Origin of the sequence: Klebsiella sp. BIGb0407 (assembly GCF_024807845.1) — a bacterium.
Taxonomy (GTDB): Bacteria; Pseudomonadota; Gammaproteobacteria; order Enterobacterales; family Enterobacteriaceae; genus JGM124.
The window spans coordinates 1,491,300-1,508,442 of record NZ_JANUEQ010000001.1 but is presented as its reverse complement, the minus strand read 5'-3'; the positions used below and the strand labels follow the sequence as shown (position 1 = coordinate 1,508,442).

At 47.6% G+C, this 17,143-nt stretch carries 13 protein-coding genes; 8 read left to right on the top strand and 5 right to left on the bottom strand.

Features of this window, described 5'->3' with window-relative positions; genetic code table 11:
• Positions 1-55 precede the first annotated feature (55 nt).
• The 3 genes from M2387_RS06975 (at position 56) to dusC (ending at position 3,601) form a co-directional block, all read left to right on the top strand.
• On the top strand, positions 56-823 hold the full coding sequence (locus tag M2387_RS06975; RefSeq protein WP_259048109.1) for a hypothetical protein: 768 nt from the start codon (positions 56-58) through the stop codon (positions 821-823).
• 392 nt (positions 824-1,215) lie between these two features.
• Complete coding sequence (rhlE, locus tag M2387_RS06970; protein ID WP_259048107.1) at positions 1,216-2,577, top strand: ATP-dependent RNA helicase RhlE; 1,362 nt, start codon at positions 1,216-1,218, stop codon at positions 2,575-2,577.
• Between the two features lie 91 nt (positions 2,578-2,668).
• Entirely contained in the window at positions 2,669-3,601 is a 933-nt protein-coding gene (gene dusC, locus M2387_RS06965) for a tRNA dihydrouridine(16) synthase DusC (RefSeq protein WP_259048106.1), read from the top strand.
• Here dusC and M2387_RS06960 read toward each other — a convergent pair.
• Positions 3,596-4,528: a LysR family transcriptional regulator gene (locus tag M2387_RS06960; RefSeq protein ID WP_259048105.1), complete on the bottom strand. Its 933-nt coding sequence runs from the start codon at positions 4,526-4,528 to the stop codon at positions 3,596-3,598. The genes dusC and M2387_RS06960 overlap by 6 nt on opposite strands.
• A gap of 424 nt (positions 4,529-4,952) precedes the next feature.
• On the opposite strand from M2387_RS06960, the gene M2387_RS06955 reads away from it, so the two are divergent.
• Complete coding sequence (locus M2387_RS06955) at positions 4,953-5,963, top strand: hypothetical protein (RefSeq protein ID WP_259048104.1); 1,011 nt, start codon at positions 4,953-4,955, stop codon at positions 5,961-5,963.
• A 92-nt stretch (positions 5,964-6,055) separates the two neighbouring features.
• Here M2387_RS06955 and M2387_RS06950 read toward each other — a convergent pair whose 3' ends face one another.
• Entirely contained in the window at positions 6,056-6,619 is a 564-nt protein-coding gene (locus M2387_RS06950) for a DedA family protein (RefSeq protein WP_259048103.1), read from the bottom strand.
• Between the two features lie 276 nt (positions 6,620-6,895).
• Between M2387_RS06950 and pbpG the strand changes: the two genes are divergently transcribed.
• On the top strand, positions 6,896-7,813 hold the full coding sequence (gene pbpG / locus M2387_RS06945; RefSeq protein WP_259048102.1) for a D-alanyl-D-alanine endopeptidase: 918 nt from the start codon (positions 6,896-6,898) through the stop codon (positions 7,811-7,813).
• Between the two features lie 91 nt (positions 7,814-7,904).
• On the opposite strand, the gene dld is transcribed toward pbpG, so the two are convergent.
• The gene (gene dld / locus M2387_RS06940; protein WP_259048101.1) at positions 7,905-9,668 is read right to left on the bottom strand and encodes a D-lactate dehydrogenase; all 1,764 of its coding nucleotides are present in this window, start codon (positions 9,666-9,668) and stop codon (positions 7,905-7,907) included.
• A gap of 176 nt (positions 9,669-9,844) precedes the next feature.
• On the opposite strand from dld, the gene bglX reads away from it, so the two are divergent.
• A complete protein-coding gene (gene bglX, locus M2387_RS06935; protein ID WP_259048100.1) occupies positions 9,845-12,142 on the top strand; it encodes a beta-glucosidase BglX in 2,298 nt (765 codons plus the stop codon).
• 98 nt (positions 12,143-12,240) lie between these two features.
• On the opposite strand, the gene M2387_RS06930 is transcribed toward bglX, so the two are convergent.
• Positions 12,241-12,348, bottom strand: a complete 108-nt coding sequence (locus M2387_RS06930; RefSeq protein ID WP_259048099.1) for a hypothetical protein — start codon at positions 12,346-12,348, stop codon at positions 12,241-12,243.
• A gap of 152 nt (positions 12,349-12,500) precedes the next feature.
• Complete coding sequence (locus tag M2387_RS06925) at positions 12,501-13,622, bottom strand: ribosomal protein uL16 3-hydroxylase (RefSeq protein ID WP_259048098.1); 1,122 nt, start codon at positions 13,620-13,622, stop codon at positions 12,501-12,503.
• 263 nt (positions 13,623-13,885) lie between these two features.
• Between M2387_RS06925 and dinG the strand changes: the two genes are divergently transcribed.
• Positions 13,886-16,051: an ATP-dependent DNA helicase DinG gene (dinG, locus tag M2387_RS06920; protein WP_259048096.1), complete on the top strand. Its 2,166-nt coding sequence runs from the start codon at positions 13,886-13,888 to the stop codon at positions 16,049-16,051.
• Positions 16,052-16,065: 14 nt separating this feature from the next.
• Positions 16,066-17,034, top strand: coding sequence for a DNA-binding protein YbiB (gene ybiB / locus M2387_RS06915; protein WP_259048094.1), 969 nt, complete (start codon positions 16,066-16,068; stop codon positions 17,032-17,034).
• Positions 17,035-17,143 lie beyond the last annotated feature (109 nt).

Genomic DNA, 17,143 nt, shown 5'->3' with positions numbered 1-17,143 from the left:
AACTACTCAATTCTTATAGTAACCCTCTTTTTAGTGTGGGCAAAGGGAAACGTTAATGATTGGGTTAAATTTAGAATCTTCATACAATCAAATGCTGACAGATATAAATAACTATTGGAATAATCGCGATCATTCCAATTTCAAAGATAACTATGAGGAGCTGACTCAAAAATTAGGTGATAATGCCATTCTGAAAAAAAACACCTATAACCCGCTTGCATCAATAGAAGATCAAAATCACTTTTTTTTTACTAAGGGTTTTATCAGCGCTCTATTCACCAATAAAAACACCTTCGATCTTCGGTCAGCGATTAAAAGCTGTATTGTTCGACATGATCCAAATTTTTGCTACGAACAGCGAGAGACTTTTGTTGCCCTGCTTGACTATAAGAAGACTGCCACACTGTCTGACTCTCAAGAACACACGATAAGAAAGAGCATTTTCTCATTGGAAAAGAGGGTAAGGGATGTTGTTCGTTCATATTCTGATAGTCCCGGAGGGCCCCGTGTAACCCTACATCAAGAACACAGTCAAGTATCAACGGAGACATTCTGTCGCGAGGGTTTACGGTTTAACTGTGAATCCGGGCGGCCTTTCCCGATAGAAAATATTTTTGCGACCTTAAATGAAAAATTTAGCAATAGTGCCGGCCCGGAAAGGTGTCTGATAGCAACGATAGCAAATGAACTCAAAAACGCATGGCTGGAAAAAACACCTTTCGGAGGGTCTCGAGAGGCGATATTAAAAATACCCGAAACCTATGTAGAGTTATTTCTTTGGGGGAAGGTAGCTAAAGACATTGCTATATCATCCCAGCCCTGAAGTTTAAGCTGACGCAATATATTCAGGACATATTTAAATCATCGTGGCACAGAGGTGCCACGTTTTGTTACTAATGATAGTAAAGTGTTATGCTGGGTTATCTACAATAATCTTCAGTGTACAGACTATTATTTTTTGATATAGGTTTATTAATAATCAAGACATTGTTTTCATTAAGCTGAGTCAATTTATCTTATCTACCCACTCCGATGATGATTCTGTGGCTGATGGCTGTGGAATGAGAATATATGCGTAAGATCACAAAAAATGTTATAGTGTCCGCAGTCGGCACCGTGGTTTGTGCCCCTTTCTTTCACCAGCGTACTGCTGGTGCCTGATGTTCCCCCTGGAAACTACACCGTGAAAGCGGTCAGGGCGGTTCTGGAGTTCCTATGTCTTTTGATTCTCTCGGCCTGAACGCCGATATTTTGCGTGCGGTGAAAGAGCAGGGCTATAACGAGCCTACGCCAATTCAACGCCAGGCAATTCCGGTGGTATTAGCAGGGCGTGATTTGATGGCCAGTGCTCAAACGGGTACCGGTAAAACGGCAGGTTTTACTCTTCCTTTGTTGCAGCGTCTGCTGGATAGCGCGCCGCAACAGAAGGGACGTCGTCCGGTACGAGCCCTGATCCTCACGCCAACCCGTGAGCTTGCCGCTCAGGTTGGTGAGAATGTGCGTGAATACAGCCAGTATTTAAATATTCGTTCGCTGGTGGTCTTCGGCGGGGTGAGTATTAACCCACAAATGATGAAACTGCGTGGTGGCGTTGATGTGCTGGTTGCGACTCCCGGTCGTTTACTGGATCTTGAACATCAGAATGCCGTGAAACTCGACAGCGTTGAGATTCTGGTTCTGGATGAAGCTGACCGTATGCTCGATATGGGGTTCATTCACGATATTCGTCGCGTGCTGGCAAAACTGCCTGCTCGTCGTCAGAACTTACTGTTTTCAGCAACATTCTCCGATGACATTAAATCTCTGGCATCGAAACTGTTGCACAACCCGGAAGAAGTTGAAGTTGCCCGCCGCAATACCGCTTCCGAGCAAATTACCCAGCATGTCCATTTTGTTGATAAAAAGCGTAAGCGGGAGCTGCTGTCACAGATGATTGGTGCCGGTAACTGGCAACAGGTGCTGGTCTTTACCCGTACCAAACACGGCGCTAACCACCTGGTTGAGCAGCTACAGCATGACGGTATCACGGCATCTGCTATTCACGGAAATAAGAGCCAAGGCGCTCGTACTCGTGCGCTTGCTGACTTTAAAGATGGCGGTATTCGTGTGCTAGTGGCAACGGATATTGCTGCCCGTGGTCTCGATATCGAAGAACTGCCTCATGTGGTTAACTATGAGTTGCCGAACGTGCCGGAAGACTATGTTCACCGTATCGGTCGTACCGGACGTGCGGCGGCAACGGGTGAAGCACTCTCACTGGTTTGTGTCGATGAACACAAATTACTGCGTGATATCGAACGTTTATTAAAACGCGAAATTCCGCGTATGGCTTTGCCTGGCTATGACGTTGACCCGTCTATTGCGGCTGAACCTATCGTTAACGGTCGTCAGCAGCGTGGCGGCGGTGGTCGTGGTCATGGCGGACGTGGAGGTCCTCAAGGCGGACAACCTCGCCGTAGCTCAAACGGTAATTCCAGCGGTGACCGTCAGCATGCGCCACGCCGTAGTGAAGGTGGTGCAAAACCTGCGGGTGATAACGCGCGTCGTCGTGCTCCGCGGAAACCTGCTTCAGCCTGATGAGCCAATAAAAACAGAGAGGAAATGCTATATTGTCCTCTCTGACCGTTATATAAGGAGCCTTTCAGGCTCCTCTTTTTTGGATAAATTCATGCGTGTACTGCTGGCGCCAATGGAAGGTGTTCTTGACTCGCTGGTGCGGGAACTTTTGACGGAGGTGAATGATTACGACCTCTGTATCACCGAATTTTTGCGAGTAGTTGATCAACTGTTACCTGCTAAATCCTTTTTGAAATTATGCCCTGAACTTCATCACGCCAGCCGGACACCTTCCGGAACCCTGGTGCGCGTACAATTGCTTGGACAGCATCCCCAGTGGCTGGCTGAAAACGCCGCTCGTGCTGTGGAACTGGGTTCCTGGGGTGTGGACTTAAACTGTGGTTGTCCGTCAAAACTGGTCAACGGCAGTGGCGGTGGGGCTACGTTGCTTAAAGATCCAGAGCTGATTTATCAGGGGGCGAAAGCCATGCGGGCTGCAGTACCGGCTGAGCTACCCGTCACGGTCAAAATCCGCCTGGGCTGGGACAGCGGGGCGCGTCAGTTTGAGATTGCCGATGCTGTTCAACAGGCGGGAGCCAGCGAACTGGTCGTACACGGGCGTACCAAAGAAGACGGATATAAAGCCGAGCGAATCAACTGGGCGGCGATCGGTGAAATTCGTCAGCGCCTGTCGATCCCGGTGGTGGCCAACGGTGAGATATGGGACTGGCAAAGCGCTCAGGACTGTATGACCGCGACCGGCTGTGACTCGGTAATGATTGGTCGTGGCGCGCTTAACGTTCCCAATTTAAGCCGAGTGATTAAATACCGCGAACCCCCGATGCCGTGGCAGGAGGTGGTGAAATTACTGAAAAAATACAGCCAGTTAGAAAAACAGGGTGATACGGGTATGTATCATGTGGCACGTATTAAACAGTGGTTAGGCTATTTGCGTAAAGAGTACAGTGAGGCGACGGAGCTATTTACCGAAATTCGCACGCTTAAACGTGCCGCTGATATTGCCCAGGTTATTGGCAAACTATAACAGCGTCTCAGTTTCTGCGACCAGCTGCTGGATAGTCTCAGCCAGCCACATCAGAGTGGTATCACTATTGTGGCGCTGATGCCAGAGCAAAGCGACCTCAAGCATGGGAACGTCCAGCGGCAATCGGCTGCTCTGTAGCGCAAAATCTTGCTGCCATCGGGCCGCTAATGCCGCGGGTAGTGTAGCCATCACCGGCATTTGCTGAACGAGACTTGGCAGAGAAGCAAAATGGGCGGTGGTGTAATCGATATGACGGGTCATACCTTGTTTATCCAGCGCACGGTCTAACAGACTGCTGGTCGCTTCACGATTACTGAGCTGAATATGTGGCCAGGCGACATAATCCTCAAGAGTTAACGGCGTAGTGACATTAATCAGCTGTGGGTTCCACAGCACCTGGTAGGGCATTTCGACTAGCGGTTTTTTCTCAAGCCAGCGGGCGCTGTGCTGGGTGACGCTGAGCGCCATATCCAGTTCTCCCCCTTCCAGCTGTTGCATATCGGTCAGCGGTGTACTGGTGACGACATGAATATGCAGACCCGGAGCGCTCTGTTTTAACGCGGGCAGTAGCGTCGGCATTAACCACATTTCCAGCCAGTCGCTCATCCCCAGCGTGATGCTGGTGGTCGCGGCGCTGGGGGTGAACTCCCCAGGATGAAACAGGGTACTTTGTAGCTGTTCGAGCAGGGGCATTAATTCACGATGTAGTTCGCAGGCTCGTGCCGTAGGCTGCATACGATGACCGCTACGAATAAACAGCGGATCGTCAAACATTTCTCGCAGGCGCGCTAAGGCACCACTGACGGCAGGCTGCCCGAGGTGCAGTTTATCCGCAGCCAGGGAGACGCTCTGTTCACGAAACAGTACCGTAAATGCAATCAGCAAATTTAAATCAATTTTGCGAAAATCATGTTCTTTAATGGTCATTTAGACTCCTGCATAGTGCCGCTTATTCTACACTTTTTCTTTTGTATCAGTAAGCTGATCCTATTTTTTCTGCAAATGATCGTAAGAGACTGCTACCTCACGCAGAATCCTTTTGATGTCATTAAATAGTCTATTTAAATTAATCTGCATTTTAAGTGTTTTGTGACAGGTATCTTTGTTTTTATACTTGGAAATTATTAGACTCAGCAAGAGTTTGAAATTCTATTATTTCATTGCGCGTTACTCGTTTTCCTATACTGTCTATCCTTTTATGCGTGAAACTTTATTATGATCAAAAATGATTATTATCTTTCGGTAATAAAGATAGAGGTCATTACGTGTTTAATTCTTTCTCTGTGTTTTATTATTAATTATTTCTAGGATGTATATCCTCTGAATGTTTAGTGAGATGGAGTTATTAATTATGAGTGATATTAATGGGTTTGTTTTAACGAAAGCATTAACTAATCTAAAAGATGAATCGCATATTATGCCGCAAGGCGATCCTTCTGTAGGTTATCCACAAATTTGTCTGCGTTCTAATCGAAAGCCTGAGCCTACAGATCTGGACGCAATTTGCGATATTGCCGATGAGGCTGCGTCCGCCTACCCCGATGACAGAAATGCCAGAGCAAAAGCAGTGGTAAAAGCATTAAATCAGATTCTGGGTGGGGGGAGCTTAGGACATGCATGGATTATTGTTTTTGAAAGCCAAAATGTGACTAATTCAAATAGCCATAGATATGGGTATCATGAGGGTCTTGGTTTTACTAAAAATAAAAGTAACGATCGTCCAGAAAGAGGCTTTGCCTATCAATTTTGTTTAAAAATAACGCCAGAACAATTTGCTGCTCTTGAAAATGAAATAATATCTGAACTAAATGAAGAAAGTACTGAAATAGCTAAGAATTTTAATATGTCTCCAGGGGCCGGACAACAAGGTGTGTATACTCCGGTTACAAATTGTACATGGTTTGCAGGGAATGTCTGGAACAGAACGATGGAGCAATCGGTAGAATTTAAACAAGCTTTTTCAGGTGAAGATCATGCCGATGATTGGGGCATTGATTATTTGTATAAGGTTAATGATGTCGCAGACCCTGGGTATCTTTCAATGAAAATGCAAAGGGAGATATCTATAAGTAATGATTTTATAAAACTGAATTTTATCAATGGTAAAAGCATAGCAGAACTTCAGATTAGCGAGGCGTTAGAAAAAAACAGCCACATCCATATTGATCTTTATAATGGAAATTGGTCCCCGAATATTTATATACCCGATAGGGTTCCATTTGACGATGCAACCCTTTATATAACAAGTAATGCGGACTATGAATCAAAGATACATATTATGAATCAAGTTTATATTATATCGAAAAATCAAGATGTGATTTTGTTAGGCCGGGTTCCCGAACGATGGTTTATTATCTTTTAATGATAGATATCTGAACTTCGACTGACAATTTTTAAATTTTCGCCGAAGTTCAGATTAAAGCATGGTTCGTTATTTACATCAAACCACAGTGATTAACGTTTTTTGTTACGTGATTTAAACCAGAATCTCATGGCGACTACAATGGCCAGAACAATAATAACCCAGACGGCATACTTTACATGGTGGTCTAAATACTCAAGCCACGGATAAATAATTTCGCCGCCAAGATAACCCAGACTCACAAATATTGATGCCCAGGCGATGGCTCCTATAATATTCAGTACGATAAAGATACCGGGAGAGAGCCTGCTGGCGCCAATAATGACTGGCCCGACAATACGAAAACCATACATAAACCGGCAGCCAATCACAAATAAGTAAGGGTGACGTCGGATCAGCGCTTGTGCCTTCTCAATCTTATCCTGATAACGCGGAAAGCGCGCCAGAATAGACTGACCAAAGTAGCGGCCGATGAAAAAGAGTATCTGATCGCCTACCATACCGCCAAACGCCGCTGCCGCAATGACTAAGGGCAGCTTCAGCAACCCCTGATGAGCGGCCACACCGCCCAGCAGCGTGATGGTTTCACCTTCCGCAATGCTGCCGACGATAACGGCAAGGTAGCCATATTGTGCAATAAGTCCATTGATATCCATGGAACCGGGAGATCTCCATCAGCGAAAGAATATTCGTGATTATAGACTACTGACCTCCTGTTACCACGGCAACACTGATTGAAAAATTACCGCAGACATTCTATTCAGATACAAAGATATACAAAATATCCTCCAGTTTGCGAGGCTGGCTCAATTCTTAGCTGGCGATGTTACTTGGTGTCAGAGTATTATTTTCTACGCACCGCCACGGGACGCCATTTCGGCGAATACACAAGCGCGGGCCGTTACTTTGAACATTTTCACAGAAGTGTCACCATGCCGAAAAAAATCCGTTTATCTTTGTTTAGCCTGGCCCTCATGATGACAGCGCCTTTTGCCTCGCAGGTAGAAGCGGCTAAATCCACTGTCCAAAAAGCGGTTCTTGAGCAAGAAATTGCGTCTGGTAGCGCGATGGTTATCGATTTACAGACCAATAAGGTCTTATATTCCAGCCATCCGGATAACGTACGTTCTATCGCCTCTATTACCAAACTGATGACGGTGATGGTAGTACTTGATGCCGGATTACCCATGAATGAAAAGATTAAGGTGGATATCAGCCAGACTCCCGAAATGAAAGGGGTTTATTCTCGTGTTCGCCTTAATAGCGAACTCAGCCGCAAAGATATGATGTTATTGACGTTGATGTCATCAGAGAACAGAGCGGCTGCAAGTCTTGCTCACCATTATCCTGGGGGCTATGCGGCCTTTATCCGGGCGATGAATGCCAAAGCAAAAAGCTTAGGAATGACGAAAACGCGTTTTGTTGAACCGACGGGGTTATCAATCAACAACGTTTCAACTGCCCGGGATCTGACTAAGCTCCTGGTCGCTTCGAAGGGGTATCCTCTACTCGGAACGCTCAGCACCACGAAAGAAGATACCGCAACTTTCAGTAACCCTGCTTACTCGTTACCTTTTCGTAATACCAATCATCTGATGTTTCGTGAAAACTGGAAGATTCAGCTGACCAAAACCGGTTTTACTAATAATGCCGGTCACTGTCTGGTGATGCGTACCGTGATTAATAATCGTCCGGTGGCGCTGGTAGTACTGGATGCATTTGGAAAACAGACCCACTTTGCTGATGCCAGTCGTCTGCGTACCTGGCTTGAAACCGGGAAAGTCACTCCGGTTCCTCAGGAAGCGCTGAATTATAAACGCGCCAAAAGCTTACAAACAGCCAGTAATTAGCGGTTAATTGTTGATGTAGTCCGTTATTGACGCAAAAAAATGCGGGGTGATTACGTCACCACCCCGCTTGGCACATTGCTGTCGTTAATGATTAATGCGTGGACTTCGCGGCAGTCGCTTCGCCATCGTGAGAATGTGAGCAACCACATTCCGCCCAGCCTTTATATTTACTGGTTTTCCCTATGCCCGGGTTCATGCTGTTGGTCGGGTCATTACTCTGATAGAACTGCACCAGCTCCTCGGGAGCCTGATATAAATGTCCGACGTTATGTTCTGCCGGATATTGTGCTCCACGCTGACTTAATAATTCGAGCATCTGTGCTTTTAATTCGTGAGCATCGACCCCTTTTTTGACAATATAATCCTGGTGGAATACATGGCACATAAAGTGTCCGTAATAGAGACTGTGACTGATTTTATCACTGATTTCAGGCGGTAACTGCTCCAGCCATTCGGTATCATTACGACGCAGGGCAATATCCAGCGCCAGGATATCCTCAACTTCATCAGCGTGGACCGCATGGTAACGAATAGCCGCTCCGGCTGCGGCAAAACGATGCAGAAACGCTTTCGCCCCTTCTTGCGCTGTACAAACAAAGAAGTTGCCCTCGGCTTCTTGAAAATAGTGATTCAGCCAGTCACGCGCCTCCTGAATACCTTCACCCGACATCTTCAGCAGTAAATGGTGCTCATACTTATCCCGGTATTGTTTCATGCGCAGCGGCAAATGTGCCGGGGCCAGAGAACAAAGGCGTTGCATAAAGCGATCGGTGAAATAAGGCTTCACAAAGGGCACCTTCTCCAGTAGCGCATCAGCGCGTCCTTTCAGATTAAAAAACAGCGGCATTTTGTCGGTGCCGAGTTTATCAATCATCATAAAGGTATCTTTACCGTAAACCGCGGCAATATCGTAAATATCACGATGCATATATTCACCCGCGACCGGCAAATGCTTAAAGTTAGCGAGGATATGACGGCGGATTTCGGTCAGAACATTGGGATTATTGGTACCGATATAAAAGACTTCATTTTGTTTTTCGCTGGGGAAAGTATCCAGACGGACGGCGAAAACAGCCAGTTTACCCGCACAACCTGAGGCTTCAAACAGACGACCCGGATCGGCATTAAAACGTGAGGGGGTATCGGCTTCGACATCACGTACGCGCTGTGCGTATTCACTATCTGAAGCCTGGCGACCATCATGTTTCACATCTTCGGGCTTAATCTGTTCGTCGTCGAGTTTGCCGAGGATCTGCTCCGGGGTGGTCCCTAAATCAATCCCCAGATGGTTAACCAAGGTTAATTTACCTTGCTCGTTAATCCGCGCATAGAGCGCCATCTCGGTATAGGCTGGGCCACGTTGTACCAGTGAGCCACCGGAGTTATTACATACCCCGCCAATCACGGAAGCGCCAATACAGGAAGAACCAATCACTGAGTGTGGTTCACGACCAAGAGGTTTCAGTGCTTTTTCCAGTTGATACAGGCTGCTGCCCGGGAAAGCAAGTACCTGCTCACCTTCACCCAGTAACTGCAGTTTATCCAGACGACGGGTGCTGATAATCACTATCTCACGGTCATAGTCATTACCATTGGGGGTCGAACCTTCCGTCAGACCGGTATTGGCCGCCTGCATCAGAATAATTTTATCAGCCGCCACGCAGAGACTGAGTACGCGCCATAATTCCAGCAGCGATCCCGGGAAGACCACGGCCAGAGCATCGCCTTGCCCGGAGCGGAAACCTTTACGATAGCGGGCTGTTTTGGCCGGGCTGGTTAATACATGCTGCGAACCAACCTGACTGGTAAGGTCTTTTATCAATGTCTTATTATCAACAGTATTTCGAACAGACATGTCCACTCCTTGTGAGGCATAAAATTATGACTGTTTAGCATAGCGCTGAAAAAGCCAGTTGCAATGCTAAATCACACCTAAAACATCAGAGAGTCGGAGCTTTGCCCTTCTTCCTGTGCTGGCAATGTGGCAAACTGCAGGCCTCAACGTAGCATGGATAGAAGAGAATAAATCCGATGAAATGGCTCTGTTCTGTAGGTATTGCAGTAAGTCTGGCTCTGCAGCCAGCTCTGGCCAATGAGATGCTTACCCAGCATCCATTAACCCCCGAAGCGCGTGATGCATTTGTGACCGATTTACTTAAGAAAATGACGCTGGATGAAAAAATTGGTCAGCTACGCTTAATTAGCGTCGGCCCCGGCACGCCGAAAGAAGATATTCGCGAGATGATCAAGGTCGGTCAGGTTGGGGCTATTTTCAATACGGTAACGCGTCAGGATATTCGCGTTATGCAGGATCAGGTTATGGAATTAAGCCGCCTGAAAATTCCTCTCTTTTTTGCCTACGATGTTCTGCACGGGCAGCGTACCGTGTTTCCGATAAGCCTTGGATTGGCTTCGTCCTTTAACCTTGATGCCGTCAATACCGTTGGACGTGTTTCAGCCTATGAAGCGGCTGATGACGGTCTGAATATGACCTGGGCGCCGATGGTTGATGTTTCCCGCGATCCTCGCTGGGGCCGTGTCTCTGAAGGGTTTGGTGAGGATACCTATTTGACCTCGGTGATGGGTAGCACCATGGTTAAAGCTATGCAGGGTAAAAGCCCGGCAGACCGCCACTCGGTCATGACCAGTGTTAAACACTTTGCCGCTTACGGCGCAGTGGAAGGTGGTAAAGAGTACAACAGCGTTGATATGAGCATGCAGAGTTTATTTAATGACTATCTGCCGCCTTTCAAAGCTGCCCTTGATGCCGGTAGTGGTGGTGTGATGGTGGCACTTAACTCCCTGAATGGGACTCCGGCCGCCGCAGATACCTGGTTACTGAAAGAGGTTTTACGTGATGACTGGAAGTTTACCGGCATCACTATTTCCGATCACGGTGCGATTAAAGAACTGATTAAACACGGCGTAGCCAGTGACCCTAAAGATGCGGTACGCGTAGCGCTGAAAGCTGGCGTGAATATGAGTATGAGCGACGAGTATTACAGCAAATACTTACCAGAATTAGTGAAGAGCGGTGAAGTTTCAATGGCCGATCTTGACGATGCAGCACGGCACGTTCTGAATGTGAAATATGATATGGGTCTGTTTAACGATCCCTACAGTCATCTTGGGCCGGTCGGTTCTGATCCGGTTGACACCAACGCGGAAAGTCGTCTCCATCGCGCAGAAGCACGTAGCGTTGCCCGGGAAAGTATGGTCTTGCTGAAAAACGAGCAACAAACTCTGCCGTTAAACAAAAATACCAAGGTTGCGGTCATTGGAACGCTAGCTGACAGTAAACGTGACGCTATGGGTAGCTGGTCAGCGGCGGGCGTTGCTGCGCAATCCGTGACGGCATTAGAGGGCATCAAAAATGCTATCGGACCTGAGGGCACCGTGCTGTATGCCAAAGGTTCGAACGTTACCAATGATAAAGCGATTGTTGAGTTTCTTAATCAGTATGAACCTGCCGTTGTCGTAGACCCGCGTTCTGAACAGCAGATGATTGATGAAGCCCTTGAAGTAGCAAAAAAATCGGACGTTATTGTCGCCGTGGTGGGTGAAGCCCAGGGCATGGCGCATGAAGCCTCCAGCCGTACCGATCTGACTTTACCCCTTAGCCAGCGTAACCTGATTACTGCCCTGAAAACTACCGGTAAGCCGTTGGTACTGGTGCTGATGAATGGACGCCCACTGGCCTTGGTGAATGAAGACAAGCAAGCCGATGCGATGCTGGAAACCTGGTACAGTGGTACCGAGGGCGGTAATGCCATCGCCGACGTGCTTTTCGGTGACTATAATCCATCGGGCAAATTACCGATGTCGTTCCCGCGTTCAGTAGGGCAGGTTCCTACTTATTATAATCACCTGAATACCGGCCGGCCTTTCAATCCTGAGAAGCCTAACAAGTATACTTCACGTTATTTTGATGAAATTACAGGGCCGCTTTATCCATTTGGTTATGGCCTGAGCTATACCAGTTTTACTCTGTCTGATGTGAAAATGTCTTCACCGGTTATGAAAGCTGATGGCAGCGTGGATGCTCGCGTGACCGTGACTAACACCGGTAAAGTTGAAGGCGCTACCGTTGTGCAGATGTATCTGCAAGATGTTACTGCTTCAATGAGCCGCCCGGTTAAAGAGCTGAAGGGCTTTACCAAGGTCACGTTAAAACCCGGTGAAAGTCAGACGGTAAGCTTCCCGATTGATATCGATGCACTGAAATTCTGGAATGCAAAAATGAAATTTGCCGCAGAGCCGGGCAAATTTAATGTCTTTGTTGGTCTGGATTCAGAGCAAGTGAAACAGGGTGAATTTACTTTAGAGTAAGTTTCTGACAAGCCATACCCGTTGGGTATGGCTTATATCTAATCAGCAGACAGAATTCAGAGGGGGCTTGTAGTTATGGGGTATCGCCGCGTGGGTTATTAAACCGCACGCACAATAATGATATAACCGGCCAGCATAACTCCACTGATCCCGCCCAGAGCCATAACAACCATTCCGCTTACCAGCACAATTTTCGACAATTTCATTTTTTGCTCCATCGCTTGATACCGCGATTATAAAGGGAAATTGGGGAGTAAATGAACCTTTTAATGCTTAATGGGAGCTATTCCTGTTTATCTGCCTGTCTGGAGGGGTTTTTATGAAGCGTGCTGAGTAACACGCTTCAATCAAGCTTTAATTAGTCATCAAAATACCAGTATCCCTGATTAATCAGGGCGGTGAGTTGATTAATAAATTGCAGGTCTTCCAGAGCATCACCCAGTTCTGTACGGCTTAGACGGGTAAAGCAACATAACGCGCTGGCAGCTTTCTGATGGCTGATTTCCAGCGGTTCGCTGTTAACAAAACAGGCGTTCTCAATTTCCAGTACGCGTAATCCACTCAGACGAATCAGCTCTTCGCCCTCGCGTAAAGCGGCCGCGACTTCACTTGCGGTATAAGGCGGCTCTGCGGCAGCGATATCCAGTTCATGGCGAGGCGTGGTAATAAAGCTTCCGAACCATTGATTAAAGGCTTCAGGTTGCTGAATCAGAACGGTCATCATACTTCTGATTCTATCCACTTCACTCGCTTCTATGCGGCCTGGATTATCACGCAATCTGAGTTCAGGATCTTCGTAGTGATCGCCGCCAAAATCATTTTCCAGAACATAGTCGGCAAAACTACTTATCAAGTCCCGGCTATTCGGGCCACGAAAACCGACCGAATAGTTGAGAGAGGTCTGGTGGCTATAACCGTCATGTGGAAAGCCTGGTGGAATATAGAGAATATCGCCAGGTGCTAAATCGTCATCAATAATCGGTGTGAACGGGTCGACATGAAGCAAAGCAGGGTGTGGACAAAACTGTCTCATAGGCAGTTTGTCACCCACTCGCCAGCGGCGACTGCCCATGCCCTGAATGATAAACACATCGTAATTATCGATATGCGGGCCGACGCCACCTCCCGGAACAGAGAAGGAGATCATGAGATCGTCAAGACGCCAGTCAGGTAACGCCCGAAAAGGTTTTATCAGTTCTGCCGCAGGCATGTGCCAGTGGTTTACCGCCTGGACCAGTAACGACCAGTGACTCTCACCCAGGTTATCAAACTCTTCAAAAGGCCCGTGGCTGGCGTGCCATTTACCGTCGGTAAAGCTGACCAGGCGGCTGTCGATTTCATTTTCCATCGCCAGGCCCGCGAGTTCATCAGGACTAATAGGATCGATAAAACCAGGCAAGGCATTTTTAAGAATAACCGGTTTCTTTTGCCAGTAAGTGGCTAAAAATTCAGCCCAGTCGATATTTAATTGATAGTCCACTGCGAGTTACCTGTATAGCCGTCATACTTCAAGTTGCTCTGACGGCTGATAAATGCGGCGCGACAAGCGACTCGAATTATTTGGGAAGAATAAAAGAGCCACGATTATAGCGACAGGAAAACGGGCTCTGCTTTGTCATGGGTCAAGCCGATTGATAATCAGCAGGCTGTTTGCTCTTAAGCGGTAGGTGGTATAAATAAAGCTACAGTCAGGCCCCGAAAAATGAAACAATAGTGGTTGTTTATACAGTGAGTAGGGTGTTCATGGCTTTGTCGTCCGCGCAGAAAGCGCAAATAGGTGCCTGGTATAAGGGCTTGCAACAGCAGATAGCGGATTTTATTCCGCGGGCTCCCCAGCGCCAGATGATAGCTGAAGTGGCTAAAACGCTGGCAGGGGATGAAGGACGTCATTTAGCCATTGAAGCCCCGACGGGTGTAGGTAAAACCTTCTCTTACCTGATTCCGGGTATTGCTGTGGCGCGTTCAGAGCAAAAAAAACTGGTAGTAAGTACCGCGAACGTTGCTCTACAGGATCAAATCTTCAGTAAAGACTTACCGCTGCTACGTAAAATCATTCCGGATTTAAAATTCACCGCTGCGTTTGGCCGCGGACGCTATGTCTGCCCGAGAAATCTTTCAGCACTGGCGACTGATAATCAAACCCAGAGTGATTTGCTGGCATTTCTTGAAGATGAGCTTGCCCCGAGCAGTAAAGAAGAGCAACAGCGCTGCGCTAAACTACAAACCAGCCTCGATAACTTTAAATGGGATGGACTGCGGGATCATACTGATGAGGTCATCAGCGATGAGCTATGGCGTAAACTGAGTACCGACAAAGCCAGCTGCCTGGGGCGCAATTGTCACTGGTATAAATTTTGCCCCTTTTTCCTCGCGCGCAGGGAAATTGATGATGCCGAAGTCGTGGTAGCAAACCATGCTTTAGTGATGGCCGCCCTGGAAAGTGATGCGGTATTACCCGAAGCCAAAAATATGCTACTGGTGCTGGATGAAGGGCATCATCTGGCGGATGTTGCGCGTGACGCATTAGAGATGAGCGCTGAAATCACGGCCGGCCATAGTCTGTTGCAGCTTGATTTGTTCAGTAAACTGGTAGAAACCTGTATGACGCAGTTTCGCCCGAAAAGCCCGCCACCACTGGCGCGAGCAGAGCGTCTGGCACTCCATTGCGAGGAAATTAACGAGCTCCTGAAAGCGTTTAATACCTGTGCATCGACTTGGTTACCTGAAGGTCAGATCGGAGATTATCGTTTTGAAATGGGGCAGCTGCCCGAACAAGTGACGGATATTTGCCTCCGACTGGCAAAGCTGATGGAAGGGCTGCGGAGTTTATCTGAGGCGCTGCTTAATGATTTAAGTGAGAAAACTGCCCAGCACGATATTGTGCGTCTGTATCGTGCTCTGTTACAGATGAACCGGGCGCTGGGCTATTTTGAAGCGCAAAGTAAACTCTGGAAACTTGCCTCAATGGAACAGGCCTCCGGTGCACCTGTGACAAAATGGCTGACCCGTGAACAATGGGAAGGGCAGTTCCACCTTATTTTTCACTGTGTCGGTATTCGGGTCAGTAATCAGCTGGAAAAACTCCTCTGGCGAAAGGTGCCTCATGTGGTTGTCACCTCTGCAACATTGCGTTCACTCAATCGCTTTGACCGCTTACAGGAGATGACCGGTCTGAGTGAAAAAGCGGGCGATCGCTTTATTGCACTCGACTCGCCGTTTAACCATGTTGAGCAGGGTAAAATCGTTATCCCTAAAATGCGTTTTGAACCCGTGATGGCCAATGAAACTGAACATATTGCTGAAATGGCAGCATTTTTCCGTGCTGAACTGGAAAATGGTGAGCATAAAGCGATGCTGGTGCTGTTTGCCAGCGGACGTGCTATGCAGCAATTTTTAACCCATGTTGCCGATCTGCGCTTAATGCTACTGGTTCAGGGGGATCAGCCGCGCTATCGGCTGGTAGAATTGCATCGTAAGCGTATCGAACAAGGGGAAACCAGTGTTCTGATTGGTCTGCAATCTTTCGCTGAGGGACTTGACCTGAAAGGTGAATTACTCACTCAGGTACATATTCATAAAATTGCTTTTCCTCCGGTAGACAGCCCGGTTGTGCTTACCGAAGGTGAATGGCTAAAAAGTCTTAACCGTTATCCTTTTGAAGTGCAAAGCTTACCCAGCGCCTCTTTTAACTTAATACAGCAAGTAGGACGTTTAATTCGCAGCCACGCCTGCTATGGTGAGATAGTTATTTATGATTGTCGTTTGCTCAGTAAACGCTATGGTGAGCGGTTACTGGCGGCGCTGCCTGTCTTCCCGTTGATACAGCCGGCTGTGCCTGAATTCAAACTGATAACGACGACGCCTGAATCAAAACCACGGGGGCGGCGTAAAAATGTGGGCAAAAAATAATAAGGAGAGTCTGCATGGACTATCGCAAGATTATTAAAGAAGTGGGTCGTGGGAAAAACCATGCCAGAGATCTCGATTATGCTACCGCACATGAATTGTACGGCAAGATGCTTAACGGTGAAGTGCCCGATCTTGAGTTAGGGGGCATTTTAATTGCCCTGCGTATCAAAGGGGAAGGTGAAGAAGAGCTTCGGGGTTTTTATGCTGCTATGCAGCGGCAGGTCATCAGTTTGACTCCGCCTGCGGGCAAACTGATGCCAGTCGTTATTCCTTCTTATAATGGCGCCCGTAAACAAGCTAACTTAACACCGCTGCTAGCGATGCTACTGTGTAAGTTAGGTTATCCCGTTGTCGTACATGGGATAAGCGTGGATCCAACCCGGGTCTTGACCGAAACTGTCTTTACTCTGTTGGGCATTCATCCGGTTCAGTATGCCGGGCAGGCTCAGGCCCAGCTTGAATCGAAGCACCCGGTGTATATTCCCATCGGTGCCTTCTGCCCGCCAATGGAAAAGCAACTGGCACTTCGCTGGCAAATGGGGGTCCGTAATAGCGCCCATACCCTGGCAAAATTAGCGACGCCGTTTGCGGAGGATGCTGCATTACGTCTGTCCAGTGTCTCCCATCCTGAATATTTACCCAAAGTCGGGACTTTCTTCTCGGATATCGGTGGCCGTGCATTAGTCATGCATGGTACCGAAGGGGAGGTGTATGCTAATCCATTGCGTTGCCCGCAAATTGCGCTGGTTAATAAGCAAGGAACGCATATTCTGAGTGAAAGACAGCAAGGTATGACAGGTAATGAGGTCACTTTACCGGAAAGCAAAGATCCTGAAGTCACCGCACGCTGGATTGAGCGTTGTCTGGCGGGCGTCGAAGCCATTCCTGAATCATTGAAAATACAAATGGCTTGTTGTTTGCTGGCAACGGGAGAAGTGGAAACGTTTGATCAGGGAATGGCCAGGCTGAGCGATATCTTCTAATACACAAAAAATATCCCCATACTTCAATTATTGCGATAAAAAGAAAAAACCACCATGAATATCAATGGTGGTTTTTTTGCATAACACTCTTTCGTTAAGGCTGAGAGGA

Bases quoted from the DNA above. Each gene is read 5' to 3' on its own strand.
- bglX (WP_259048100.1), top strand. From the start codon at position 9,845: ATGAAATGGCTCTGTTCTGTAGGTATTGCAGTAAGTCTGGCTCTGCAG.
- M2387_RS06960 (WP_259048105.1), bottom strand. From the start codon at position 4,528: ATGACCATTAAAGAACATGATTTTCGCAAAATTGATTTAAATTTGCTG.
- dld (WP_259048101.1), bottom strand. From the start codon at position 9,668: ATGTCTGTTCGAAATACTGTTGATAATAAGACATTGATAAAAGACCTT.
- dinG (WP_259048096.1), top strand. From the start codon at position 13,886: ATGGCTTTGTCGTCCGCGCAGAAAGCGCAAATAGGTGCCTGGTATAAG.
- pbpG (WP_259048102.1), top strand. From the start codon at position 6,896: ATGCCGAAAAAAATCCGTTTATCTTTGTTTAGCCTGGCCCTCATGATG.
- M2387_RS06975 (WP_259048109.1), top strand. From the start codon at position 56: ATGATTGGGTTAAATTTAGAATCTTCATACAATCAAATGCTGACAGAT.
- dusC (WP_259048106.1), top strand. From the start codon at position 2,669: ATGCGTGTACTGCTGGCGCCAATGGAAGGTGTTCTTGACTCGCTGGTG.
- ybiB (WP_259048094.1), top strand. From the start codon at position 16,066: ATGGACTATCGCAAGATTATTAAAGAAGTGGGTCGTGGGAAAAACCAT.
- M2387_RS06955 (WP_259048104.1), top strand. From the start codon at position 4,953: ATGAGTGATATTAATGGGTTTGTTTTAACGAAAGCATTAACTAATCTA.
- M2387_RS06930 (WP_259048099.1), bottom strand. From the start codon at position 12,348: ATGAAATTGTCGAAAATTGTGCTGGTAAGCGGAATGGTTGTTATGGCT.
- M2387_RS06950 (WP_259048103.1), bottom strand. From the start codon at position 6,619: ATGGATATCAATGGACTTATTGCACAATATGGCTACCTTGCCGTTATC.
- rhlE (WP_259048107.1), top strand. From the start codon at position 1,216: ATGTCTTTTGATTCTCTCGGCCTGAACGCCGATATTTTGCGTGCGGTG.